This is a genomic window from Epibacterium sp. HA2-3, from assembly GCF_055693725.2.
Genome location: NZ_CM172490.1, coordinates 812,581 through 836,007, shown reverse-complemented (window position 1 = coordinate 836,007; position 23,427 = coordinate 812,581). Strand labels below are relative to the sequence as shown.

General features: G+C 61.0%; 24 protein-coding genes. 3 read left to right on the top strand and 21 right to left on the bottom strand.

Annotation, left to right across the window (positions count from 1 at the left end):
* Positions 1-6 precede the first annotated feature (6 nt).
* From ACZ1HH_RS03910 to ACZ1HH_RS03830, 17 genes are all read right to left on the bottom strand, one after another.
* Positions 7-399 carry a hypothetical protein gene (locus tag ACZ1HH_RS03910; protein WP_416368116.1) on the bottom strand — a complete coding sequence of 131 codons (393 nt, stop codon included), beginning with the start codon at positions 397-399 and terminating at the stop codon, positions 7-9.
* Complete coding sequence (nuoG, locus tag ACZ1HH_RS03905; RefSeq protein ID WP_487320387.1) at positions 396-2,378, bottom strand: NADH-quinone oxidoreductase subunit NuoG; 1,983 nt, start codon at positions 2,376-2,378, stop codon at positions 396-398. Before nuoG ends, ACZ1HH_RS03910 begins: the two co-directional genes overlap by 4 nt.
* A gap of 3 nt (positions 2,379-2,381) precedes the next feature.
* Positions 2,382-2,846, bottom strand: coding sequence for a DUF5333 domain-containing protein (locus tag ACZ1HH_RS03900; protein WP_416368114.1), 465 nt, complete (start codon positions 2,844-2,846; stop codon positions 2,382-2,384).
* 98 nt (positions 2,847-2,944) lie between these two features.
* Positions 2,945-3,304: a hypothetical protein gene (locus tag ACZ1HH_RS03895; protein WP_472635922.1), complete on the bottom strand. Its 360-nt coding sequence runs from the start codon at positions 3,302-3,304 to the stop codon at positions 2,945-2,947.
* Positions 3,305-3,312: 8 nt separating this feature from the next.
* Positions 3,313-4,611, bottom strand: coding sequence for an NADH-quinone oxidoreductase subunit NuoF (gene nuoF / locus ACZ1HH_RS03890; protein ID WP_011538093.1), 1,299 nt, complete (start codon positions 4,609-4,611; stop codon positions 3,313-3,315).
* Between the two features lie 6 nt (positions 4,612-4,617).
* Entirely contained in the window at positions 4,618-4,848 is a 231-nt protein-coding gene (locus tag ACZ1HH_RS03885) for a DUF5337 domain-containing protein (protein WP_011538092.1), read from the bottom strand.
* Positions 4,849-4,907: 59 nt separating this feature from the next.
* Entirely contained in the window at positions 4,908-6,104 is a 1,197-nt protein-coding gene (locus ACZ1HH_RS03880) for an NADH-quinone oxidoreductase subunit E (RefSeq protein ID WP_472635921.1), read from the bottom strand.
* A complete protein-coding gene (locus ACZ1HH_RS03875) occupies positions 6,104-6,598 on the bottom strand; it encodes a hypothetical protein (protein WP_011538090.1) in 495 nt (164 codons plus the stop codon). The genes ACZ1HH_RS03880 and ACZ1HH_RS03875 overlap by 1 nt, the downstream gene beginning before the upstream one ends.
* Positions 6,595-7,809 (bottom strand): NADH-quinone oxidoreductase subunit D, encoded by a 1,215-nt coding sequence (locus ACZ1HH_RS03870; RefSeq protein WP_416369371.1) that lies wholly within the window; start codon positions 7,807-7,809, stop codon positions 6,595-6,597. The genes ACZ1HH_RS03875 and ACZ1HH_RS03870 overlap by 4 nt, the downstream gene beginning before the upstream one ends.
* Positions 7,809-8,414 (bottom strand): NADH-quinone oxidoreductase subunit C, encoded by a 606-nt coding sequence (locus tag ACZ1HH_RS03865; protein ID WP_416368107.1) that lies wholly within the window; start codon positions 8,412-8,414, stop codon positions 7,809-7,811. Before ACZ1HH_RS03865 ends, ACZ1HH_RS03870 begins: the two co-directional genes overlap by 1 nt.
* 15 nt (positions 8,415-8,429) lie before the next feature.
* Positions 8,430-8,963, bottom strand: a complete 534-nt coding sequence (locus ACZ1HH_RS03860; RefSeq protein ID WP_472635920.1) for a NuoB/complex I 20 kDa subunit family protein — start codon at positions 8,961-8,963, stop codon at positions 8,430-8,432.
* Complete coding sequence (locus ACZ1HH_RS03855) at positions 8,954-9,319, bottom strand: NADH-quinone oxidoreductase subunit A (RefSeq protein ID WP_011538086.1); 366 nt, start codon at positions 9,317-9,319, stop codon at positions 8,954-8,956. Before ACZ1HH_RS03855 ends, ACZ1HH_RS03860 begins: the two co-directional genes overlap by 10 nt.
* Positions 9,320-9,560: 241 nt before the next feature.
* On the bottom strand, positions 9,561-10,346 hold the full coding sequence (locus ACZ1HH_RS03850) for a crotonase/enoyl-CoA hydratase family protein (protein ID WP_011538085.1): 786 nt from the start codon (positions 10,344-10,346) through the stop codon (positions 9,561-9,563).
* Positions 10,347-10,375: 29 nt separating this feature from the next.
* Complete coding sequence (locus ACZ1HH_RS03845; protein ID WP_472635919.1) at positions 10,376-11,242, bottom strand: hydroxymethylglutaryl-CoA lyase; 867 nt, start codon at positions 11,240-11,242, stop codon at positions 10,376-10,378.
* Positions 11,243-11,274: 32 nt separating this feature from the next.
* Positions 11,275-13,212 (bottom strand): acetyl/propionyl/methylcrotonyl-CoA carboxylase subunit alpha, encoded by a 1,938-nt coding sequence (locus tag ACZ1HH_RS03840; protein WP_472635918.1) that lies wholly within the window; start codon positions 13,210-13,212, stop codon positions 11,275-11,277.
* Between the two features lie 113 nt (positions 13,213-13,325).
* A complete protein-coding gene (locus ACZ1HH_RS03835; RefSeq protein ID WP_065326945.1) occupies positions 13,326-14,930 on the bottom strand; it encodes a carboxyl transferase domain-containing protein in 1,605 nt (534 codons plus the stop codon).
* Positions 14,931-15,330: 400 nt separating this feature from the next.
* Positions 15,331-16,857, bottom strand: a complete 1,527-nt coding sequence (locus ACZ1HH_RS03830; RefSeq protein WP_472635917.1) for an AMP-binding protein — start codon at positions 16,855-16,857, stop codon at positions 15,331-15,333.
* A gap of 148 nt (positions 16,858-17,005) precedes the next feature.
* On the opposite strand from ACZ1HH_RS03830, the gene ACZ1HH_RS03825 reads away from it, so the two are divergent.
* Positions 17,006-17,608, top strand: a complete 603-nt coding sequence (locus ACZ1HH_RS03825; RefSeq protein WP_472635916.1) for an OmpW/AlkL family protein — start codon at positions 17,006-17,008, stop codon at positions 17,606-17,608.
* A gap of 130 nt (positions 17,609-17,738) precedes the next feature.
* Here the strand turns inward: ACZ1HH_RS03825 and ACZ1HH_RS03820 are convergent, their stop codons facing one another.
* The 3 genes from ACZ1HH_RS03820 to ACZ1HH_RS03810 all read right to left on the bottom strand — a co-directional run bounded on the left by ACZ1HH_RS03820 (position 17,739) and on the right by ACZ1HH_RS03810 (position 20,632).
* Positions 17,739-18,089 carry a hypothetical protein gene (locus tag ACZ1HH_RS03820; RefSeq protein ID WP_472635915.1) on the bottom strand — a complete coding sequence of 117 codons (351 nt, stop codon included), beginning with the start codon at positions 18,087-18,089 and terminating at the stop codon, positions 17,739-17,741.
* A gap of 7 nt (positions 18,090-18,096) precedes the next feature.
* A complete protein-coding gene (locus ACZ1HH_RS03815) occupies positions 18,097-19,260 on the bottom strand; it encodes an isovaleryl-CoA dehydrogenase (protein WP_011538077.1) in 1,164 nt (387 codons plus the stop codon).
* A 166-nt stretch (positions 19,261-19,426) separates the two neighbouring features.
* Complete coding sequence (locus ACZ1HH_RS03810; RefSeq protein ID WP_472637295.1) at positions 19,427-20,632, bottom strand: DegT/DnrJ/EryC1/StrS family aminotransferase; 1,206 nt, start codon at positions 20,630-20,632, stop codon at positions 19,427-19,429.
* 141 nt (positions 20,633-20,773) lie between these two features.
* On the opposite strand from ACZ1HH_RS03810, the gene ACZ1HH_RS03805 reads away from it, so the two are divergent.
* Positions 20,774-21,232, top strand: coding sequence for a hypothetical protein (locus ACZ1HH_RS03805; RefSeq protein ID WP_011538075.1), 459 nt, complete (start codon positions 20,774-20,776; stop codon positions 21,230-21,232).
* A 29-nt stretch (positions 21,233-21,261) separates the two neighbouring features.
* Here ACZ1HH_RS03805 and ACZ1HH_RS03800 read toward each other — a convergent pair whose 3' ends face one another.
* A complete protein-coding gene (locus ACZ1HH_RS03800; protein ID WP_472635914.1) occupies positions 21,262-21,939 on the bottom strand; it encodes an HAD-IA family hydrolase in 678 nt (225 codons plus the stop codon).
* A gap of 135 nt (positions 21,940-22,074) precedes the next feature.
* Between ACZ1HH_RS03800 and glmU the strand changes: the two genes are divergently transcribed.
* Positions 22,075-23,424 (top strand): bifunctional UDP-N-acetylglucosamine diphosphorylase/glucosamine-1-phosphate N-acetyltransferase GlmU, encoded by a 1,350-nt coding sequence (glmU, locus tag ACZ1HH_RS03795; RefSeq protein WP_472635913.1) that lies wholly within the window; start codon positions 22,075-22,077, stop codon positions 23,422-23,424.
* Positions 23,425-23,427: the final 3 nt, after the last annotated feature.

Here is a 23,427-nt window from a genome sequence, read left to right as displayed (position 1 = left end):
GGGTCCTCACACCGTAGGTATTCCGTTTGCCTTGCAGTCCTGCACCACGACTTCTGCGTCGAGGGTGCGCAAACCGCGCGGTAAGGCGGGCGAGATGGTGTAGACCGCATCGGCCTCCCAAATACCAGCCTCTTGTTTCGTTTTTGTGCGCACATGACGCGCGAAGCCATAGCCGCGGATCAGCGCATATTGTGCTGCTGCGCAGTCGGCATAGTCATTAAGATCCTCAAGCGCCCCAACCCGGTCCATGGTCACATGGAACTGGACCAGATCCCCATCGAGGAGACTGGTATTCACGCCCAGATAGTCGGGCGCGGCACGGCTTACCTCATCACCCGTCACATCCGTGCAGGCGATGAGGCTGAGCCCCAAAAGCGATATGAGCGCCGTGCGGATCACTCAGCTGCCAGCGCCGTTTCGCGGCGCGCCTTGGCCTGAGCGGAGAGCTCCGCCATCAGCTGCGATGCGCGTGCAATCGGGTTGGTCAGGTAGAAGTCGTTGACCGCAGGAAGGAAATCCGCCTTACCGAGTTTTTCAACCGGCAGAGCCTCGCCTTCATTTGCGACCACCTGATCCACCTTGGCAAGATGCGGCACGTCCTTGATCAGCGCCTTTCGCAGTTGCGCGAGGCTGTCATAGGGCAGTTTGGCATCAAGCTCTGCGGAAAGCGCCCGCAGGATGGCCCAGTTTTCCTTGGCCTCCCCCGGTGCAAATCCAGCCCGCATCGAGAGCTGTGGACGGCCTTCGGTGTTCACAAAGAGACCGTTTTCTTCGGTGTAGGCTGCCCCCGGCAGGATCACGTCAGCGCGATGCGCGCCGCGGTCGCCGTGCGAACCTTGATAGATCACGAAAGCACCCGCGTCGATTTCCACCTCGTCGGCACCGAGGTTATAGATCACCTCTGCTCCGTCGATGGCTGCTGCCATGCCACCCTCGGTGACGGCCCCAATGTCCATCGCGCCCACACGAGCGGCGGCGGTGTGCAGGACCAGGAGCTTACCCAGAGACTGCGCCTTGGCGAGAACCGCCAGACCGTCGGCCTCGCGCAGGGCACCCTGCCCCACGATGACAATCGCGTCCTCAATCGCAGAGAGCGCATCAAGCGCCGCGCGATCAGTGCCGAGATGTTCATAGTCATAGGTCAAATCAGCGGCAGGACCGACGAGTTTGACATTGGCCCCCTTGAGCCACGCCTTGCGGATGCGCGCGTTCAGCACCGGCGCCTCGTCGCGAGGGTTGGTGCCAATCAGGATGATGTCCCTGGCAGTATCGATGTCCTCGATCGTGGCGGTACCCACATAGCCTGCGCGGTTGCCAATGGGCAAACGCGCATTATCCGTGCGGCATTCCACCTTGCCCTCGAGGCTCTCGATCAGGCCTTTGAGCGCATAAGCTGCCTCGACCGGAACCAGATCGCCAATCAAACCGGCAACTTTTTTGCCTTTCATCGCGGTGGCGACAGCCTCCAGCGCCTCGGGCCAAGTGGCAGGCTTCAGCTTGCCATCGACGCGCACATAGGGGCGGTCAAGCCGCTGACGGCGCAGACCATCCCAGACAAAACGGGTCTTGTCAGAGATCCACTCTTCGTTCACGCCATCATGGTTGCGCGGCAGAATACGCATCACTTCGCGGCCCTTAGTGTCCACGCGGATGTTTGATCCGAGCGCGTCCATCACGTCGATGGTCTCGGTCTTGGTGAGTTCCCACGGACGCGCGGTAAACGCATAAGGTTTCGAGGTCAGCGCGCCCACGGGACAAAGATCGATGATGTTGCCCTGCAGGTTCGAATCCAGCGTCTCATTGAGGTAGGAGGTGATTTCCGCATCCTCGCCGCGCCCGGTCTGACCCATCTGCGAAATGCCTGCGACCTCGGTGGTGAAGCGTACGCAACGGGTGCAGGAAATGCAGCGGGTCATCGCGGTGCCCACAAGCGGGCCGAGGTTCAGATCGTCCACCGCGCGTTTGGGTTCGCGGAAGCGCGAGAAATCAACGCCGTAAGCCATCGCCTGATCTTGCAGGTCGCATTCGCCCCCCTGATCGCAGATCGGGCAGTCGAGCGGGTGGTTGATCAGGAGAAACTCCATCACCCCTTCACGCGCCTTTTTGACCATCGGTGAATTGGTCTTCACCTGCGGGGCCTGCCCCTCTGGTCCCGGGCGCAGATCGCGGACCTGCATCGCACAGGACGCTGCCGGTTTCGGCGGGCCGCCCACAACCTCGACGAGGCACATACGGCAGTTGCCGGCAATCGACAGACGTTCGTGATAGCAAAAACGCGGGATCTCGATCCCGGCCTGCTCGCAAGCCTGGATCAGGGTCATCGCCCCGTCGACTTCGATCTCGGTTCCGTCAATGTTGATCTTGCGGAGGTCAGACATGGTCTATTTCGCCCTCAGTAACACGCCGATCGCGCTGTTTTTCTCAATTTCTGCAAGCCCGTAAGCACAGAATGTTTCCGGTTGGTCCAGTTTCACCCCGTTCTGACGCAAGAGCCGCTCGCCCTTGGCCCGCATACGAGATTTTTCCTGGTCCGACTTGATGTAAGATTTGATTTCCGTGTCGCTGTAACCAAGTGCATTGGCCCGCGCACGGATCTGATAGAGCTGATTGAGACCCTTGAGCGTGCGCGGCGCAATGCGTTCGCAGCGCTCTGCGACTTCGCTTGCCACCGCCACGGCAAAAAGCGGGTCTTCGATCTCTTGTACATCGCGCAGAGAGGGCTTGGCCTCGCCCGCACTGGCCCCCAAAGCCAACATAAAGGCAGAGAGCGCCGCCAGCGCAGTCATCATCCGCACGCGCGGCGCAGAGAAAGTATCAGCAGGGGACAGATCATATGTTTTGGACATAACAGACTCCTTCGTGGTTCCAATGGAACCACGGGAGTGTAGCGCGCTGTTATTCAATAGCGCTGTGCCAAACCGGCCATGATATGCCGAGATCCGCGTCACGGTTTGCAACGTCCCGTGAAGATGGCATCGCGATCGTCGAGCTGGATCTGATAGCTGCCCTCAGAGTCAGGGATGATGTTGGTCCAGTCAAACCGCGAAGTGCCGTAGTTCTGGATGCAGTAGCGCGTGGCCTCATGCGTCGCAGCCGCCAGCGCACCACGCTGGGATTGCAACGCGTCACGCACCTCAACACGAAAGTTGAGCAGCGTTTCCTTCTTGTCGATCGGCTTGGCGCTGGTGCGGAACACGATACCGTCAAAGCGCATACGCTTGTCGTCGCGCGACTGGCCACAAGCCACCAGCCCCAGCGAGGCCACAAGCATCAACGACAAAGGAAAACGGGAGTTAATCATCATCTTTCAAATTATTCCGCTGCCATCGCGCCCATACGGCCCGATTTCTGCGCCTTGATGCGATCTTCGATCTCTTCGCGGAAGTTGCGAATGAGACCCTGAATGGGCCATGCGGCCGCATCGCCCAGAGCACAGATGGTGTGGCCTTCGACCTGCTTGGTGACATCCCAGAGCATGTCGATCTCCTCAAGCTCCGCCTCACCGCGCACAAGACGATCCATCACGCGCATCATCCAGCCGGTGCCTTCACGGCAAGGCGTACACTGGCCGCAGCTTTCGTGCTTGTAGAACTTCGAGAGGCGCCAGATCGCTTTGACGATATCGGTCTGCTTGTCCATCACGATCACCGCCGCAGTGCCCAGGCCAGAGCCCAGCTCGCCGCGCAGGTAATCAAAATCCATGATCGCATCGCGCATCTTCTCGCCGCGCACACAGGGCACGGAAGAGCCGCCGGGGATCACTGCCAGAAGGTTGTCCCAGCCGCCGCGAATGCCACCGCAGTGTTTTTCAATCAGCTCTTCAAAGCTGATCGACATGGCCTCTTCAACAACGCAGGGGTTGTTGACGTGGCCAGAGATCGCAAAAAGCTTGGTGCCCGCGTTGTTCTGACGGCCAAAGCCGGCAAACCACTCCGCCCCGCGCCGCAGGATGGTGGGCACAACGGCGATGGATTCCACATTGTTCACGGTGGTCGGGCAGCCATAAAGGCCTGCGCCTGCCGGGAATGGCGGCTTCATGCGCGGCATGCCTTTTTTGCCCTCAAGGCTCTCGATCAGGGCGGTTTCCTCGCCGCAGATATAAGCCCCTGCCCCGTGGTGCAGGAAAAGATCGAAATCCCAGCCGGAGCCTGCGGCGTTCTTCCCAAGGAGACCCTTGTCGTAGCATTCGTCAATCGCCGCCTGCAGCGCTTCGCGCTCGCGGATATATTCGCCGCGCAGGTAGATGTAGCAGGTATGCGCGTTCATCGCGAAGGAAGCGATCAGCGCGCCCTCAATCAGCGTATGCGGATCGTGACGCATGATTTCGCGGTCTTTGCAGGTGCCGGGCTCGGACTCATCGGCGTTGATCACCAGATAGGCCGGACGTCCGTCGCTTTCCTTGGGCATGAAGGACCATTTGAGGCCGGTGGGGAAGCCCGCACCGCCACGCCCGCGCAGGCCGGAATCCTTCATGGTCTGGATGATCCAGTCGCGCCCTTTTTCAATGAGGCCCGCCGTACCGTCCCAGTGGCCGCGCTTTTGTGCGCCCGCCAACGTGCGTTCGTGCATCCCGTAAAGGTTGGTAAAGATCCGGTCCTGATCCTTCAGCATGTGTGCCTACCTTTGACTGTTCTGACGCATACGCCAGAGTTGAATGATGTTGACGCCCGCGTAGATCATCGCGGCCAGAGCCGCAAAATCGAACAGCAGCGCATATCGGCCCGGCAGGCCAATCGCGGGACCCACGAGCAGGGACAGGAGCAACCAAGCCACCATCGTACCGGCAATCACCAGCGAGATGTGCCGCCCTTTGGCAGCGATGGCCTTATCCTGTTCGTCCTGCGTCATCCGGTCCAGTCATCCTTGACCACGGCGTAGGGCCCTTGAGGCCGCACGCAGCGGAGAGTTTAGTCTTTGTAGCGGCCGTCTTTCTTGGCCGATTTGGCAAACTCGGTTTCTTCACCGGCTGCCAGTTGCTTGGCTTGCTCGATCCAGCCGTCGCGCTCGATGCGGCCTTTGAACTTCAGGCGCGCATCCACCCAGGCAACTTCGGCCTCGGTCCATTTGGCAATCTGGTCAAAGTGGAAAAAGCCCAGTTCATTCAGCGTCTGTTCGAGCTTTGGCCCCACACCTTTGAGGAGTTTGAGGTCGTCCGCCCCGCCCTCGCGCGCCGCTGTCAGCGTCTCGGGTGCTTGTTCTTCCCCGGCCGCCTTGGGTTCCGTCACCTTTGCGGCGGCGGCTTCGGGCTGTGCAAGCGTTGCCGCATCCGATTTCTTTACCGCGGGCTTGGCCGGAGCCTTCTTCTTGGCGGTCTCAGCCTGCTTGGCCGCGGGTTGCGGACGCTCTGGCGCGGGCGGCGTGGGATCTGCAGCGGCACGCCCTGCAACCACGCCATCCTTGCCGACCCATGGGGTCAGGAGCGGAACTTCATCGCCCTGAATACGCTTCACGCCGTCACCGATGTCGGTCGCAAGCTCCGCCGAGGCATTATACTGCGGCTTGCCTGCTTCATATTCGGTGAGCGAGGTCAGGCCCGCCTTTGGCTCTGCAGCGTAGCGACCGTTTTGCGGGCCGGGTACGACGGGTTTACCCGCCGCCAGATCATCGAGCAGCTTGGTAAAAGACGCCGAGGTCAGATCCTCGTAATAATCCTTGCCGATCTGCGCCATCGGCGCATTGGCGCAGGAGCCAAGGCATTCCACCTCTTCCCAAGAGAACTTGCCGTCCTCGGACAGCGTATGCGGCTTGGCAGAGATCTTGTCCTTGCAGATCGCGACCAGATCCTCGGCACCGCAGATCATGCAGGACGTGGTGCCACAGATCTGGATGTGCGCAACCGAACCCGTGGGCTGCAGCTGGAACATGAAATAGAAAGAGGCCACTTCCAGCACGCGGATGTAGGCCATGCCGAGCATATCGGCCACATATTCGATCGCGGGTTTGGAGATCCAGCCCTCTTGCTCCTGCGCGCGCCACAGAATCGGAATGACCGCCGAGGCCTGACGGCCTTCGGGATATTTGGTCATCTGAGCTTCGGCCCAGGCCTGATTGGCCGGGGTGAACGCAAAGCTGTCAGGCTGTTCGTGATGAAGACGACGCAGCATTACTTGTCGAACTCCTCAAGCAAAATGCAAGTCGAGGTGAGCGATCCTGCGGGGATCTCCTGACCTGCGGCCTTGGCGTCGAATGCGGCATCGCTCGCATTCATACGGCAAACATATTCGTCATAGTCGTCTTCGATCATGACGACACCATCGCGCACATGCGCGTAGCCAACGGACTCGGCCACGAGATCCGCCAGCGATTTCTCTGCAAACGCGGGCGTGCCGGATTTGTCGAATTCCTCGAGCAGGATACAGGTCGAGCTGAGCGCCCCAGCGGGGATCTCCTGGCCTGCGGCTTTTGCATCGAATGCGGCATCGCTCGCGGTCATGCGGCAGATGTATTCGTCGTAATCATCTTCGATCAGGATGACGCCATCGCGCACCTGCACATATCCAACGGATTCAGCAACGAGATCCGCCAGCGATTTTTCTGCCAGTGCGGTTTGGCCGATCAGACACAGGGAGGCCCCTGCGATAAATGCGCGTAGTGTCATCGGTCAATCTCTCCAAACACGATGTCCATGGTTCCAATAATTGCAGCGACATCCGCAAGCTGGTGGCCCTTGGCGACGTAATCCATCGCCTGAAGATGCAAGAACCCCGGTGCGCGCAGCTTGGCGCGGTAGGGTTTGTTGGTGCCATCCGCCACGAGATAGACGCCAAATTCGCCTTTGGGCGCCTCGACAGCGGCATAGACCTCGCCCTCGGGAACATGGAAGCCTTCGGTATAGAGCTTGAAGTGGTGGATCAGGCTCTCCATCGAGGTCTTCATATCGCCGCGCTTGGGCGGGGTGAGCTTGCCGCGGGCCAGAACGTCACCGGTGGCCTCGCGCAATTTTGCGATAGCCTGACGGATGATCGAGAGCGACTGACGCATCTCTTCCATCCGCACCAGGTAGCGATCGTAGCAGTCGCCGTTCTTGCCGACAGGAATCTGGAAATCGAACTCGTCGTAGCATTCATAGGGCTGCGCGCGGCGCAAATCCCAAGCCAGGCCAGACCCGCGCACCATCACACCGGAGAAGCCATACTTCTGAATGTCATCCTCGGTGACGACGCCAATGTCGCAGTTGCGCTGCTTGAAGATTCGGTTTTCGGTCAAGAGGCCGTCGATGTCGTCCATGACCTTCGGAAATTCCATAGCCCAGAGGTCGATATCATCCAGCAGCTCGTCCGGCAGATCCTGATGCACGCCACCAGGACGGAAGTAGGCCGCGTGCAAGCGTGCACCACAGGCCCGCTCGTAGAAGATCATCAGCTTTTCGCGTTCCTCAAAGCCCCAGAGCGGCGGCGTCAGCGCGCCCACGTCCATCGCCTGAGTGGTGACGTTCAAGAGGTGATTGAGAATGCGACCGATCTCCGAATAGAGCACTCGGATCAGCTGCGCACGGCGGGGGACCTCCACGCCAGTCAGCTTTTCGATTGCCAGACACCATGCATGTTCCTGGTTCATCGGCGCCACGTAGTCGAGGCGGTCGAAATAGGGCAGATTCTGCAGGTAGGTGCGGCTCTCCATCAGCTTTTCGGTGCCGCGGTGCAACAGACCGATATGAGGGTCGCAGCGCTCAACGATTTCGCCATCGAGTTCCAGCACCAGACGCAGCACGCCGTGCGCCGCCGGGTGCTGCGGGCCAAAGTTGATGTTAAAGTTACGGATTTTCTGTTCGCCCGTCTGGGCGTCTTCGAAACCTTTGGAGCCGTCCATCACTTCGCCCCCTCCTTCTCGTCGCCGGGAAGGATATATTCAGCACCCTCCCATGGGCTCATGAAGTCAAACTGGCGGTATTCCTGAACCAGCTTCACCGGCTCGTAGACCACGCGCTTTTGCGCCTCGTCGTAGCGCACTTCGGTGTAACCAGTGGTCGGGAAATCCTTGCGCAGCGGGTGGCCGCGGAAGCCATAGTCCGTCAGCAGGCGGCGCAGGTCCGGGTGCCCCGTGAACAGGATGCCGAACATGTCAAAGACTTCGCGCTCGAACCAGTTGGCGGAGGGGTGCACATCCACGATGGAGGGCACCATGTCCTCTTCGCGCACAGCTGCGCGCAGACGGATGCGCTGGTTCTGGTACATCGAAAGGAGGTGATACACCACGTCAAAACGCTTGGTGCGCTCGGGATAGTCCACTGCGGTAATGTCCACCAGCGTGGAGAACCGGCAGGCGCTGTCGACGCGCAGGAATTCAACGAGGCCCGCGATGTTGGCGGGCTTTACGTCGATGTTCAGTTCGCCATGGGCAATATCCCAGGACAATACGCACTCGGGGCGCTTGGCTTCAATCTGGTGGCCAAGGTCTTGCAATGCTTCGATCATCTGAGTCTCCTGCCCTTAGCGCACAAGGGTGCCGGTGCGGCGGATCTTGCGCTGCAGCTGCATCAGCCCATAAAGGAGCGCCTCTGCGGTGGGCGGGCAGCCAGGCACATAGATGTCCACTGGCACGATCCGGTCACAGCCGCGCACCACGGAATAGCTGTAGTGGTAATAGCCACCGCCATTGGCGCAGGACCCCATCGAGATCACGTAGCGCGGCTCGGGCATCTGGTCGTACACCTTGCGCAACGCCGGGGCCATTTTGTTGGTGAGCGTCCCTGCGACGATCATCACGTCCGACTGACGCGGAGAGGCGCGCGGTGCGATCCCGAAACGCTCGGCATCGTAACGCGGCATGGAGGTGTGCATCATTTCCACCGCGCAGCACGCAAGACCAAAGGTCATCCAGTGCAGCGAACCGGTACGCGCCCAGTTGATGATATCCTCGGCAGAGGTCAGCAAGAACCCCTTGTCCTGCAACTCTGCGTTCAGGGCTTGTGCCACCATTTCCTTGTCGACACCTGCGGTGTTCGCGCCAGCCATCACTCCCATTCCAGAGCCCCCTTCTTCCACTCATACGCAAATCCGATGGTCAGGACCCCAAGGAAGACCATCATCGACCAGAAGCCCGCATCACTGATGTCCTTGAAACCCACGGCCCAAGGGAACAGGAAAGCAATTTCCAGATCAAAGATGATGAACAGGATCGACACCAGATAAAAGCGCACGTCGAATTTCATGCGGGCATCGTCGAAAGCGTTGAAGCCGCATTCATACGCGCTGACTTTTTCAGGGTCGGGATTGCGCACCGCAACAACGACGGCAGCAAGAATAAGTACGAGACCAAGGCCGATGGCGACGGCCAAAAACACCAGAATGGGCAGGTATTCCCGCAACATCTCTTCCACGAGTGGCTCCTTTCCGCGCACACGGCAATTCGCTGCTCGTGCACCGTCAATTGGCGTGTTGACTTGCGCCGTTACTACTCTTGTCCCTAGAGACCGTCAACCAAAGGGGAGTTAATGCGGATCGCTTTATTGGCCAGTTTCGCAGTGCTGCAACAGGCCACACCATCCTTATGGTTTCGCTAAGGATTGTGTGCATCAAAAACGAGCGCAAACGTGCTGCGCTCGCAGAGGGGAATTCCCCTTATTTGTCACGCCAGGAGGGGCGGCGTTTATCAAAAAACGCGTTGATGCCTTCGACCGCCTCGGCGCTTTCCCAGCGGGTTACAAGGGCGGAAATTGTAAAATCGATTGTGGATTTATCGATACGCGGCCCAAGCGCGCGCGCCAGAGCTTTGGCATCCGCTACCGCCCCCGGCGCGCAGTCGAGGTAAGGAGTTACCTCTGCTTCCACCGCAGCATCAAGTGAGTCGGCGGGTACCGCGCGGCTCAGGAGCCCCAGATCGACCGCCTCGGCTGCATCAAAAAGTCGCGCCGACATGAATACGCGACGCGCCCGCGCCTCGCCCATGCGGGCAATCACATAGGGGCCGATGGTGGCGGGGATCAGTCCCAGTTTGGTCTCGGTGAGCCCCATCTTGAGACTGTCGACACCGATGGCCACATCACAGACCGAGGCCATTCCGACCCCGCCCCCGAAGGCATTGCCCTGCAGCCGCCCAATGAGCGGCTGCGGCAAGGTGTTGAGAAGGTTCAGCATCTCGGCCAGCACGCGGGCCTCGCGCCCGCGCGTTTCGGCATCAGCCTCCATCTGCGCCTGCATCCAGCCCAGATCGCCCCCGGCGCAAAAGCTCTTGCCCGCCCCCGTGAGCACAACAACCCGCACGCTGCGGTCCGCCGCCAACGCGCGCGCCGCGTCCTGCAGTTCCTGCAGCATCAGGCCCGACATTGCGTTGTGCTTTTCGGGACGGTTGAGCGTAAGGGTCGCCACACCGCGATCATCACGGGTTAGCAAAAGCGTGTCATACATGGCCAAAGGGTCCTTCGTGTCTTGATAGCTCAGGCGTCGGTGGGCTCGGGGCGCAAGTGCCGCGCCATGGCGGCGGCCTCTTGCAGTACGGTGCCATCAAGGCCCGTGTCGTACCCCAGCCGCGTCAAATGTTCGTGGACCACCTCGGTGGCCACATTCCCTGCCGCGCCCGGCGCATAGGGGCAGCCACCAAGCCCGCCAACGGCAGCGTCAAACACCCGCACGCCCAGCGCAAGCGACGCATCTATATTGGCGATCGCACGGCCCGCGGTGTCGTGATAGTGACCTGCGAGGCGGGTGACTGGCACCGCATCTTTGACCGCGATCAACATCTTGGCGATCTTGTCGGGTGTGGCCTTTCCCACAGTATCGCCAAGCGAAATCTCATAGCAGCCCATCGAGAACAGGCGATCCGCGACCTCGGCCACTTTGTCGGGTGCAACAGCGCCATCATAGGGGCAGTCGGTCACGCAGGAGACATAGCCCCGCACCGGCAGGTCGATATGACGCGCAGCCTCCAGAATGGGGGCAAAGCGTTCAATACTCTCGGCAATCGAGGCATTGATATTGGCCTGCGAAAACCCCTCGGAAGCGGAGGCAAAGATGGCGATTTCATCAGCGCGCGCAGCCAGCGCATCCTCGTAACCGCGCATATTCGGGGTGAGCGCCGCGTAGCGCACGCCTTTGGCCTTGGTGATCCCGGCCAGAACCTCTGCGCTGCCCGCCATCTGCGGCACCCATTTCGGCGACACGAAGCTTGCCACCTCGATCCGGGAAAAGCCTGCACGACTGAGACAATCCACCAGGGCCACCTTGTCGGCGACAGGAATGTCACGCTTTTCGTTCTGCAGCCCGTCGCGTGGGCCCACCTCAAAGATCTCGACGCGGTCTTTCATGGGTTTTGCTCCTCCCGGTTCATGCGCGCGGCTCAGGCCTCTTCCTCAAGCCGCACCAGCGCTGCACCAGCCTCCACCTGATCGCCCGCTTGCGCAAGAACTTCTGCAACCACACCGTCGCGGGCGGCCAGCAAAGAGTGTTCCATTTTCATAGCTTCAAGGATGGCGAGCCGGTCGCCTTCTTTGACTGCGGCACCTGCCTCGGCAAAGACCGCCTTGACCAAGCCCGGCATCGGGGCCTCAATGAGGTTGCCATCCCCGGCGGCGCCTGCGGCGCGGTCCAGCGGGTCAACGACCTTGAAGCTCAGCCCATAGCGGTCAAATATCGTGATGGCGTCGCCACTTTTTGCATAGGGTGGCAAGGCCATGCCGCTGATGACCCAGCCCGACCCCATGCGATTGACGGCAAACATATCTCCATCAAGGGTCCAGTCCTGACGATCCGGGCCGCTCACCTCGACCGAGGCTTCGAAACGCTCGCCCTGCGCTTCAAGCGTAACGGAACGGTGCAGGTCCGCCCAAAGCGTGAAGCCCATTTCGGGTTTGGCATCGATCACATCAAGCGCCACCATCGCAGCCGCGATTTTGTGTTCGGCCCTCATCTCCGGCGCGGCAGCAAGACTGTCGAGATCGCGCGCGATCAGGCCCGTGTCCACGTCGCCCGCAGCAAAGCCTGCATGCCGGGCGAGCGCGCCGAGGAAGGCAAGGTTTGTTACGGTTCCGGCAACCTCGGTCCGCGCGAGCGCGTCATCCAGCTGACGCAGCGCTGCCGCGCGCGAGGGGCCATGCACGATCAACTTGGAGATCATCGGATCATACCAAGGGCTGATGGTGTCCCCTGCCCGCACACCGCTGTCGGCGCGCACCCCTTCGGGAAAGGCCAGATGCGAGAGCGTGCCGGTGGCGGGCAAAAAGCCCTTGGGCACATCCTCGGCATAGAGCCGCGCCTCAAAGGCGTGGCCGGTAATGGAAAGGTCGTCCTGTTGCATGGGCAGCCCTTCGCCAGAGGCGACGCGCAGCTGCCACTCCACCAGATCGACGCCAGTGATGAGCTCGGTGACCGGGTGTTCTACCTGCAAACGGGTGTTCATCTCCATGAACCAGAACCCGTCCGCACGCAGCCCGTCCGAGCCGTCCACGATGAACTCCACCGTGCCCGCACCTGCATAGCCGATCGCTTCGGCGGCACGCACGGCGGCCTGTCCCATGGCGGTGCGCATCTCTTCGGTCATGCCGGGGGCCGGGGCTTCTTCGATCACCTTCTGGTGGCGACGTTGCAGCGAACAGTCGCGCTCAAAGAGATGCACCGCCGATGTGCCGTCGCCAAAGACCTGCACCTCGATATGGCGCGGTTTCTGGATGTATTTTTCAATCAATACCGCCGGATTGCCAAAGGACGTGGTGGCTTCGCCCTGCGCCGAGGCCAGCGCATCGTTGAAATCCTTGGGGTCCTCGACCAGCCGCATGCCCTTGCCACCGCCGCCTGCAACCGCCTTGATCAGGACCGGATAGCCGATGCTGTTCGCCTGTTTGGCGAGGAAGCCCGCATCCTGCGTGTCGCCGTGATAGCCGGGAACCACCGGTACGCCCGCCTCTTCCATCAGTGCCTTGGCGGCGTCCTTGAGACCCATCTTGCGGATCGCGCTGGCAGAGGGGCCGATAAAGGCGAGACCGGCGGCCTCGACCTTTTCCACAAAATCGGGGTTTTCAGAGAGAAAACCATAGCCCGGATGTATGCCTTGCGCACCGGTGGCTTTGGCGGCGGCGAGGATCTCGTCCTGCAGCAGGTAGCTATCCGCCGGGGCAGGTCCATGACCGATATGGACAGCCTCATCCGCAAGCGCCACATGTTTGGCGTCTCGGTCCGCATCGGAGTAGACGGCGACGGTGCGTACACCCAGACGACGGGCGGTTTCCATCACCCGGCATGCAATTTCGCCACGGTTGGCAATCAGGATCTTGTTGAACATCGGGCAGGTCCTTTGCTTGGAGCGTTGGACCGGGGGCGCTGCCCGCCGCCCATTGGGCTTGAACCAATGGCGCACAATGGACGACCCCCCGGGATATTTGAGGTTAGAAGAGGTTACATGCGGAACACGCCAAAGCGTGTGTCCTCGATGGGGGCGTTGAGGGCGGCGCTGAGCGACAACGACAGCACATCGCGGCTTTTGCGCGGGTCAATAATACCGTCATCCCAGAGCCGAGCGGAGGCATAGAGCGGGTGGCTTTGTTCGGCGAACATATCGATGGTGGGCTGCTTGAACTGTGCCTCTTCTTCGGCGGACCATGTGCCGCCTTGGCGCTCGATCGCATCGCGTTTGACCGTGGCCAGAACGCCCGCCGCCTGCTCGCCGCCCATCACGGAGATGCGCGAATTGGGCCATGTCCAGAGGAACCGGGGTGAATAGGCCCGCCCTGCCATGCCGTAGTTGCCCGCACCAAAGGAGCCGCCCACCAGCATGGTGATCTTGGGCACATTGGTGGAGGCCACCGCCGTTACCATCTTGGCGCCGTGGCGGGCGATGCCTTCGTTTTCGTATTTGCGGCCCACCATGAAACCGGTGATGTTTTGCAGGAAGACCAGCGGGATCTTGCGCTGGCTGCAGAGTTCCACAAAATGCGCGCCCTTTTGTGCGGCTTCTGAAAAGAGCACGCCGTTGTTGGCGATGATCCCGATGGGGCAGCCCTTGAGGTGGGCAAAGCCGGTGACCAGCGTTTCGCCAAAGCGGGGTTTGAATTCATCAAAGCGCGAACCATCAACCAGCCGCGCGATCACCTCGCGGATGTCATAGGGCGTGCGCAGATCGCCCGGCACCACGCCAAGGATCTCCTCGGGATCGTAGGCGGGCTCTTCCGGGCTCTGCCAGTTCACGCCCTGGGGTTTGGTGCGATTGAGATGGCTGACCGCGCGCCGCGCGAGGGCCAGCGCATGGGCGTCATCCTCAGCGAGGTAATCCGCAACGCCCGAAAGCCGCGTGTGCACATCCCCGCCGCCCAGATCTTCGGCCGAGACGACCTCGCCCGTGGCGGCCTTCACCAGTGGCGGGCCTGCAAGGAAGATGGTGCCCTGTTCCTTGACGATGATGGTGACGTCGGACATTGCCGGCACATAAGCCCCCCCTGCGGTACAGGACCCCATGACCACGGCGATCTGCGGAATGCCCTTGGCCGACATCCGCGCCTGATTGTAAAAGATGCGGCCAAAGTGGTCGCGGTCGGGAAAGACCTCATCCTGCTGCGGCAGGTTGGCGCCGCCACTGTCCACCAGATAGACGCAGGGGAGGTTGTTTTCCTCGGCAATCTCTTGGGCGCGCAGATGTTTTTTCACCGTCATCGGGAAATAGGTGCCACCCTTCACGGTAGCGTCGTTGCAGACCACCATGACCTCCTGACCGTGGACACGCCCGATACCAGCAATCACGCCTGCCGCCGGGGCTGCGCCATCATACATGCCATGGGCCGCCGTCGCGCCAACCTCCAAAAAGGGCGAGCCGGGATCAAGCAGGTTCGCCACCCGGCGGCGCGGCAGCATCTTGCCGCGACTTTCATGTCGGGCGCGGGATTTCTCGCCCCCGCCCAAGCGCGCGGCCTCGGCGGCCTCGCTGATCTCGGCCAGAGCGGAGAGATGGGCAGCTTTGTTTGCCTTGAACCCTTCAGAGGAGGGCATTGCCTTGGATTGAAGTTTCATTTCGGTTCCTCTTCCAAAGGGAGACGACGTGAAAAAAATAGTACGGACGCCAAAGCGGAGAAAACCAGGAATGGGAAAGCCACGAAACGCAGCTTGGTCTGACCGTTTTGCGCCAGATACGACAGTTCAGGAAAGGCGAAGTGGAGCGCGGCGCTTGTCACAAACAGAGAGAAAAATACCAGTGGTATTGCGCGCGATACAAACCGCCAAAGGTATGCTCGAGAACTGAGCGCGACTCGCCAGTGCTTTCCACAGCCTCGACACTCGGCAATCTGCGGCCAACCGCGCCCCGTGAGATGCGAAAGCGGCACCGCTCCGCCACATGTTGGACAGGTATGAAAAAACAGGCGCGACGCCCAAGCGACATGCTGGTCACTCAAACTGCGGCTCCTTGCCTTCATCACTTCCCTTCCCCCGCAGCCCGCGCCTTGAGTTCCTTGCGGATCACCTTGCCCGTAACCGTCATCGGCAAAGCGTCGAGAAAGGCGATCTCGCGGGGATAGGAATAGCTGGCAAGGCGCTCTTTGACGTAATCCTGCAGCTCTTTTTCGCTTGGGGCGTGGTCCGGTTTCAGCACCACATAGGCCTTGACGATCTCAGTGCGCAGGGCGTCGGGCTTGCCGACTACACCGACGGTGGCAACGGCCGGGTGGGTCATCAGGCAATCCTCGATCTCGGAGGGGCCGATGCGGTAACCGGCAGAGGTGATCACGTCATCCTCACGCCCCACGAAGCGCAGATAGCCCTGCTCCCAAATGCCGCGATCCCCGGTCACCAGCCAGTCGCCGTGAAACTTCTCGGCGGTGGCGTCGGGGCGGTTCCAGTATTCCAGCATCATGGACCCGGAACCACGGCGCACCGCCACATCGCCTTCCTCACGGGTGGGCTGGCCGTCTGCGTCGATCACCTCGACCACATGCCCCGGCACCGGTTTCCCGATGCAGCCAGGGCGCACGGGGAAGTCCGCACCACAGGAGGACACCGTCATATTGCATTCGGTCTGGCCATAAAATTCGTTGATGGTGACGCCCAAGTGACGCTGGCCCCAGGCGAGCATCTCCGCGCCCAGGGGCTCTCCGCCGGACGCAACAGAGCGCAAACCGTCGAGCCCCTGCCCCGCTGCTTTCAGCATGCGCAGGGCGGTAGGCGGAAAGAAGACGTTGCGCACCTCACCCAAGCGGATCACCTCGGCGCAGGTGTCTGGCGTAAACTTATCAAGCCGCGCGGCCACCACCGGCACGCCCAGCGCAAGCCCCGGCATGGCGACGTCAAACAGCCCGCCGATCCACGCCCAATCCGCAGGCGTCCAGAGACAATCACCGGGCTGGCCAAGATGGTCGTGACTGATCGACACGCCCGGCAGATGCCCTGTCAGCATCCGGTGCCCGTGCAAGGCTCCCTTGGGTTTGCCCGTGGTACCGGAGGTATAGATAATGACCGCCGGGTCCTCGGATCCAGTGTCGGCGAAGGGCACCGGATCGCCCTCGACGCCGATCTCTGCGGCGATCAGCGGCTCGGCCAGATCGCCAAGCTGCGCCGCGCCTTCCTGATCGGTCAGCACATATTTTGCACCTGCATCCTCGACCCGGTTGGCAAGGGCATCGTGCTGAAACAGTTTAAATAGCGGCACCGAGACTGCGCCTATCTTCCAGATCGCCAGATGCGCCGCCACGCACCAAGGTGATTGCGACAAGAGCACTCCGACGCGATCACCGGGGGCGACACGTTGCAGCAATGTGCGCGCCAGACCATCGACCATTACGGCCAATTCCCCATGAAACACATCACGGCGGGTCCCGGAGGTGAGGTCAATGATCGCCAGTTTATCGGCCGGGTGATCCATCGCCTGCGCCGCCATATTGAGCCGCTCGGGGATGTCCCACGCGCCTGTGGCGGTCAGCCCGGGAATGATGCGTTTCTTAGTCATGTTTAACCCTGCGTTCAGCGCATAGGTGGTATGCAATTTTTCCAATCTTTCCAAAGGGAAAGGAGGATCTCATTTGATCTAGATCAGAGCGCGCGCACCTCATCTCTGGCAATGTCGCGCCATACTGATGAAAGAAGGGATTCTCCCCATGAAAACTCTGGTTTCCGCCCTCGCTCTGGGCGTTGCCGCCGCAAGCTTTGCTGCCCCCGCCATGGCACAGTCTCAGGGCGACTGGACCTTTGGTGTCGGTGTCATCAACGTGAACCCGAAATCCGACAATGGCACGCTTGCCGGCGCTGCGGCCACGATTGACGACAACACCCAGCTGTCGCTCACGGCGGAGTATTTCATCCGCGACAATCTCGGCATTGAACTCTTGGCGGCCTCGCCGTTTGAGCACGACATCGCGCTTGGAGGCAGCAACATCGGCTCCACCAAACAACTGCCGCCGACCCTGTCGCTGGTCTATCATATCCCCACCAAGGGCAAGGTGACCCCCTTTGTTGGTGTCGGCGTGAACTACACCACCTTCTTCTCGGAAGAGTCGTCGCTTGGCACGCTCGACCTCGACAACAGCTTTGGCTTTGCCGCGACGGTGGGTGCTGACTGGCAGATCTCGGAGCGCGGCGCGTTGCGTCTGAACGTGCGCTACATGGACATCGACACCGACGCACGGCTCAACGGTGCACCCATTGGCAAGGCGGAGATTGATCCGGTCACTGTGGGTGTCTCTTACGTGCACCGCTTCTGATCCTTTGCCCAAGCTGCGCGAGCATTTTCCGCGCAGCATTTCCATCCCAGTTGCGCCACCTTCATGGTGGCGCTTTTTTGTTCCACCGTCCTTGCGCGGCGCTTGCCTTGCCACCGCGCCAGTTGCGCGGTCAGGTCTGCGGCGCGCGTGGCGCGCCCTCTCCCGGCGCAATGTACTCAATCAGCCCGCCCAGCCAGTTTATCCGGTAGCGAAAGCTCCCAGCATCCGTGTGACCCTCCGGGCGGCATGTCACCACGAGCCAGGTCCAAAGATGCCCGCGCTCTGCCGGACGCGCTGCGCAATCGCTGATCTGCGCCGCCCCCAAAGCCCCAGAGTCTGCGTGATCCCTGAGGTATTTCTGCGCATAGAGCGTAATCACATCGGTTTCGGTGATCCCCTGCCGGATCAGCCCGTACCGGAACCCGACCACCGCCAGCACTAGCGCGAGCATTGCAATCGGGATCCAATAGGCGACCCGCATCGGCGCCTTAGCTCATATGGCCCATCAACTCGCGCCCGATCAGCATGCGCCGGATTTCCGACGTGCCCGCACCGATCTCCATCAGCTTGGCATCGCGAAAGATCCGACCGACCGGATTGTCGCTCAGATAACCCGCCCCGCCAAAGGCCTGTACCGCCTGATGCGCCTGCGTCATCGCCACCTCAGAGGCGTAGAGACAGCAGGCCGCCGCATCCTGACGGGTCACGGTGCCCTTGTCGCAAGCCTTGGCGACCTCATAGACGTAGGCGCGTGCGGTGTTCATCGCAGTGTACATATCCGCGATCTTGCCCTGCATCAGCTGGAAGTTCCCGATGGGTTGGCCAAATTGTTTGCGTTCGGCCATATAAGGCATCATCTCATCCATGCAGGAGGCCATGATGCCGGTGCCGATCCCCGCAAGCACCACGCGTTCGTAATCCAGACCGGACATCAGGACGCGTACGCCCTTGCCCTCTTCGCCAAGCACGTTTTCAAACGGAACTTCCACATCCTCAAAGACCAGCTCCGCGGTGTTTGAGCCACGCATGCCAAGCTTGTCGAAATGCTTGGAGGTGGAAAAGCCCTTGAATTCCTTCTCGATCAGGAAGGCGGTGATGCCTTTGGAGCCCGCCCCTGGATCAGTCTTGGCATAGACCACCAGCGTGTCCGCGTCAGGACCATTGGTGATCCAGTATTTGTTGCCGTTCAGAACAAAGCGGTCGTTGCGCTTTTCGGCGCGCAGCGACATCGAAACCACGTCGGAACCCGCGCCAGCCTCGGACATTGCCAGCGCGCCCACATGTTCGCCAGAAATGAGGCGCGGCAGGTATTTGGCTTTTTGCTCGGCATTGCCGTTGAGCTTGATCTGGTTGACGCAAAGGTTGGAATGCGCGCCGTAAGACAGCGATACGGAGGCCGAGGCCCGCGCGATTTCCTCGACCGCGACGGTATGCGCCAGATAGGACATGCCCGCGCCGCCAAACTCCTCATCCACGGTGATGCCCAGAAGACCCAGCTCGCCCATCTCTTTCCAGAGCTCGGCGGGGAATTCGTTTTTCTGGTCGATCTCCTGCGCCATCGGTTTGACGCGCTCCTGCGCCCAGCGGTGCACCATGTCGCGCAGGGCGTTTACGTCCTCGCCTAGATCGAATGTCATGCTTGCGTTGAACATTGCGCGTCTCCTCCCGAGTCACGATATTTAATGAACACTTGTTCAATAAATGACACAGAGCTGCGAAGCGGTCAACGCTGATGTTGCACAGAGCAGCGCGCAGGCCTTTTGGCCCTCACGCGATGCAGGGCTGGAAACAATCGCCGGTTTTAAGAGTCTGCGTCGGTTAGACCTGCTGCCCCTGCGCCTGCCAGACGGCGCTGACCTCTGCGCGAATGATGCGGGCAATGAGCGCGCAATCCTCAAGACTAAAGGTCAACGGCACGCGCATATCGAGGATGCCTGCAAGGATGCGGTCGCTTTTTGGCAGGCTCTGCGCGGGCGCATAGCGCCAACTATCATAGCGCGAGGTAAAGGCGACAGGCTCAGCCCCGCCAAACCATTTGAGCTCCACGCCGCGTGCTGCACAGCGCGAGAGCACGTCTTGGACCGCCTCCGGCGCCCAATCCAGAAGCAGGAACTGAAAGGACGAGCCTACATAGGTTTCGGCCTCCGGACGCTCCACAACACGTAGGCCCGGTGTGTCCCTCACCCCGGCCTCAAGCGTGCGGTAGCGATCGTTCCAGCGTGCCACCTGTGCATCAAGGTCGCGCAGTTGCGGCCGCAGGATCGCGGCGCGCAGGTTGTCCATGCGACCCGAGATATTGGGCGTCTCGTATTTCACCCGCTCGAACACTTCAGGCTCAGGTGCCGCCAGATGGCGCGAATAGAGCATGTAGGACCCAGAGAGCATAATGGCCCGAGCCGCGACGTCTGCATCGTCGGTGATCAAAAGCCCGCCTTCGCCAGAGTTCACATGTTTGTAGGTCTGGCAGGAATAGCACCCGATCAGGCCATGGCGCCCGGATGGTGTCCCATTCCAGCTGGCCCCCATCGTATGCGCGCAATCCTCGATGACGGTTACACCAGCGGCGGTGCAGATTTCCATCAGGTGATCCATATCGCAAAGGTGGCCGCGCATATGACTGAGCATCAAGACCTTTGCCTCGCCCGCCTTGGCCTTGAGGTCGTCGAGATCGATGGTCAGATCCTCGGTCACATCAACATACACCGGCTCTGCGCCGACCGATGCAATCGCCCCCGGCACCGGCGCCAATGTGAACGCGTTGGTGAGCACTTTGTCCCCATGCCCCACCCCAACGGCGCGCAGCGCAGTGGCAAGCGCATAGCCCCCGGACGCGACCGCAAGGCAGTATTTCGCCCCCATCAGCTGCGCAAATTCCTGCTCCAGCAACGCGGTTTCGCCCTGTTCCTCTCCGGCGAGGTTGTAGCGATGGATGCGCCCGTGGCGCATTACCTCGACGGCGGCAGCGATAGCCTCCTCGGGGATGGGGTCTTGCTGGGTGAAATTGCCGGTAAAACGCTCTGTCATGAGCAAAGTCATGATCCGCCGCCCGCGCAAGGTCAAGAGCGCAGAGGGTGCCAGCTTGCCGCAGGTTTGCGGTTCCCTCGGATCAAGCCACAGGGTAACCTGACCAAGATTGTGATCCGAACCTGCGAAAGGGCCACTGACATGAACTCCCTCATCCCCTCCATTGCACTCGCTGTCGCGATCTACAGCGGCGCTGCCGATGCTCAGGACACCTCGGGCCTGACCGCAGAGCCGCAGGTTGCGACCGGCAAGTTCCTCACCGCCACCGAAGTCAAACCGATCCTGAACGCCACTCAGTCCAACTGGGTCGCGGTGCGGGAATTCAACGGGCAGGATCTCGTCTATGTGACCCATCTCTGGGCTTGGCGCTGCGGGCTTGCACAGATGGAGCTTGCCATCAACGAGGGCGACTACGAGGTCTGGGACATGCCCGAATGCCACGCCGACGAGGGCTCTCCCGGCGCCATCAAGAGCGGCGACGGCGACCCCTATCGCAGTTTTGAGTTGGGGTCCGTGCAAACCATCAAGGTGCGTCTGGTCTATGATGACCTGACCACTGCAGAAGCTGCGTTTGAACGCGCATCTATCATGACCCCCTGACGCATCAGGGGGGTGCGATGCCGTCAGGGTCAGCGCGCGTCGTTGATCCCGATCAGCCCCGCCACGACAGCTGGCAAATCGGCATAATCATGCAGCAGCGCCTCGGGTTCCAACGCGGCCATTTCGTCCCCCGCCGGGCCAAAAGTCACCAGCACCGACGGCACCCCGGCGTTTCGCGAGGTATTGCGGTCGGTGTCACTGTCCCCGATCAGAACGCACATCTCAGGTGTGCCGCCGGCGCGGCGCGCGGCTTCGAACAAGGGCTTTGGATCAGGTTTGCGCACCGGTAATGTGTCAGCCCCCACAAGCGAGGCAAATGCATCACGCACGCCAAGGCGCTGCATCAGATCCTCTGCCAGCGCTTCGGGTTTGTTGGTGCAGATCCCGACGCCGTAACCAGCCCCTTTCAGGGCCTCCACCGCCGCCATCGCGCCGGGATACATCACCGTGTGGGTGTCGATGCTGTCGCGATAGGCGTCGAGAAGCACAGGGTAGTATTCCTCGACCGTGGCCTCGCGGTACTGACCTGCGCGCGTCAGCCCCTCGGCAAGCATGCGCTTCCCGCCGCGCAACGCGATCTTTGCGTCCTCGGGATGGGTGAGCATTTCGCCGAGCCCCATGACCCCAAAGCAATGATTGGCCGCCGCCAGCAGATCGACAGAGGTATCGGCCAAGGTACCATCAAGGTCAAAGATCACTGTGCGCATGAAAGATCCCCCGTTTCGGCGCCATTTCGCCGCCCGATGTTGCAAGTCGCAACTGAAGTTTATGGCAGCGCATCTTGCGCATCCTCTGTTAGCGGATAGAACGGGGGCAACAAAAACTCAAAGGGAAAACACCCCATGAGCACTGCCCTCGTCATCCTCGCCGCAGGCAAAGGCACCAGGATGAACTCCGATTTGCCCAAAGTCCTGCATCAGATCGCTCATGCGCCGATGCTGGAACATGCGATGCGCGCCGGGGGTGCGCTTGATCCCGAGCGCACGGTGGTTGTGGCAGGCCACGAGGCCGAGATGGTGCGCGCGGCCACCGCAGAGATCGCCCCTGAAGCGACAGTGGTGCTGCAGGAAGAGCAGCTCGGCACCGGCCACGCGGTACTTCAAGCGCGCGCGGCACTCGAGGGATTTCGCGGCGATGTCGTGGTGCTCTATGGCGATACGCCTTTTGTGTCGGCCGAGACGCTGCAACGCATGATCGAAGCGCGCAGCCGCGCCGATCTAGTGATCCTCGGCTTTGAAGCCGCCGATCCTGCGCGCTACGGCCGGTTGATCATGCAGGGCGAAAGCCTTGAGAAAATCGTCGAGTTCAAGGACGCAAGCGACGCCGAGCGCGCGATTACATTCTGCAACTCGGGCCTCATGGCGTGCAACGCCGAGGTGATGTTTGGCCTGCTTGATCAAGTGGGCAACGACAATGCCTCTGGCGAATATTACCTGACCGATCTTGTCGAACTCGCGCGGGCCGAGGGGCTGAGCGTCACGGCCGTGTCCTGCCCCGAAGCGGAAACGCTCGGCATCAATTCCCGCGCGGACCTCGCGGCCGCGGAGGCGGTGTTTCAGGCGCATGCGCGGGCTGAGTTGTTGGACATCGGCGTCACGCTGACGGCTCCTGAGACCGTCCATCTGGCCTTTGACACCATCATTGGTCGTGACACGGTGATTGAACCCAATGTGGTCTTTGGTCCCGGTGTCACCGTTGAGAGCGGCGCTTTGATCCGGGCGTTTTCGCACCTTGAGGGCTGCCATGTTTCGCGTGGCGCCAAGGTCGGCCCCTACGCGCGCCTACGCCCCGGCGCGGAACTGGCCGAGGACACCCATGTGGGCAACTTCGTTGAAATCAAGAACGCCGAGATCGCCGCAGGCGCCAAGGTGAACCACCTGACCTATATTGGCGATGCCTCTGTGGGTGAGGCGACGAATATCGGAGCGGGCACAATCACCTGCAACTACGATGGCGTCATGAAGCATCGCACCGAAATCGGCGCGCGCGCCTTTATCGGATCAAACACGTGTTTGGTCGCCCCTGTGACCGTTGGCGATGAGGCGATGACGGCAACAGGTGCGGTCATCACCAAGGATGTCGCTGATGGAGATCTGGCGATTGCGCGCGTCCAGCAGACGAACAAACCAGGCCGCGCACGCAAGCTGATGGATATGCTGCGCGCCAAGAAAGCCGCAAAGGCCAAAGGGTAATCA

Bases quoted from the DNA above. Each gene is read 5' to 3' on its own strand.
- nuoG (WP_487320387.1), bottom strand. From the start codon at position 2,378: ATGTCTGACCTCCGCAAGATCAACATTGACGGAACCGAGATCGAAGTC.
- ACZ1HH_RS03900 (WP_416368114.1), bottom strand. From the start codon at position 2,846: ATGTCCAAAACATATGATCTGTCCCCTGCTGATACTTTCTCTGCGCCG.
- ACZ1HH_RS03895 (WP_472635922.1), bottom strand. From the start codon at position 3,304: ATGATGATTAACTCCCGTTTTCCTTTGTCGTTGATGCTTGTGGCCTCG.
- nuoF (WP_011538093.1), bottom strand. From the start codon at position 4,611: ATGCTGAAGGATCAGGACCGGATCTTTACCAACCTTTACGGGATGCAC.
- ACZ1HH_RS03885 (WP_011538092.1), bottom strand. From the start codon at position 4,848: ATGACGCAGGACGAACAGGATAAGGCCATCGCTGCCAAAGGGCGGCAC.
- ACZ1HH_RS03880 (WP_472635921.1), bottom strand. From the start codon at position 6,104: ATGCTGCGTCGTCTTCATCACGAACAGCCTGACAGCTTTGCGTTCACC.
- ACZ1HH_RS03875 (WP_011538090.1), bottom strand. From the start codon at position 6,598: ATGACACTACGCGCATTTATCGCAGGGGCCTCCCTGTGTCTGATCGGC.
- ACZ1HH_RS03870 (WP_416369371.1), bottom strand. From the start codon at position 7,809: ATGGACGGCTCCAAAGGTTTCGAAGACGCCCAGACGGGCGAACAGAAA.
- ACZ1HH_RS03865 (WP_416368107.1), bottom strand. From the start codon at position 8,414: ATGATCGAAGCATTGCAAGACCTTGGCCACCAGATTGAAGCCAAGCGC.
- ACZ1HH_RS03860 (WP_472635920.1), bottom strand. From the start codon at position 8,963: ATGGGAGTGATGGCTGGCGCGAACACCGCAGGTGTCGACAAGGAAATG.
- ACZ1HH_RS03850 (WP_011538085.1), bottom strand. From the start codon at position 10,346: ATGTATGACACGCTTTTGCTAACCCGTGATGATCGCGGTGTGGCGACC.
- ACZ1HH_RS03845 (WP_472635919.1), bottom strand. From the start codon at position 11,242: ATGAAAGACCGCGTCGAGATCTTTGAGGTGGGCCCACGCGACGGGCTG.
- ACZ1HH_RS03840 (WP_472635918.1), bottom strand. From the start codon at position 13,212: ATGTTCAACAAGATCCTGATTGCCAACCGTGGCGAAATTGCATGCCGG.
- ACZ1HH_RS03835 (WP_065326945.1), bottom strand. From the start codon at position 14,930: ATGAAACTTCAATCCAAGGCAATGCCCTCCTCTGAAGGGTTCAAGGCA.
- ACZ1HH_RS03830 (WP_472635917.1), bottom strand. From the start codon at position 16,857: ATGACTAAGAAACGCATCATTCCCGGGCTGACCGCCACAGGCGCGTGG.
- ACZ1HH_RS03825 (WP_472635916.1), top strand. From the start codon at position 17,006: ATGAAAACTCTGGTTTCCGCCCTCGCTCTGGGCGTTGCCGCCGCAAGC.
- ACZ1HH_RS03820 (WP_472635915.1), bottom strand. From the start codon at position 18,089: ATGCGGGTCGCCTATTGGATCCCGATTGCAATGCTCGCGCTAGTGCTG.
- ACZ1HH_RS03815 (WP_011538077.1), bottom strand. From the start codon at position 19,260: ATGTTCAACGCAAGCATGACATTCGATCTAGGCGAGGACGTAAACGCC.
- ACZ1HH_RS03810 (WP_472637295.1), bottom strand. From the start codon at position 20,632: ATGACAGAGCGTTTTACCGGCAATTTCACCCAGCAAGACCCCATCCCC.
- ACZ1HH_RS03805 (WP_011538075.1), top strand. From the start codon at position 20,774: ATGAACTCCCTCATCCCCTCCATTGCACTCGCTGTCGCGATCTACAGC.
- ACZ1HH_RS03800 (WP_472635914.1), bottom strand. From the start codon at position 21,939: ATGCGCACAGTGATCTTTGACCTTGATGGTACCTTGGCCGATACCTCT.
- glmU (WP_472635913.1), top strand. From the start codon at position 22,075: ATGAGCACTGCCCTCGTCATCCTCGCCGCAGGCAAAGGCACCAGGATG.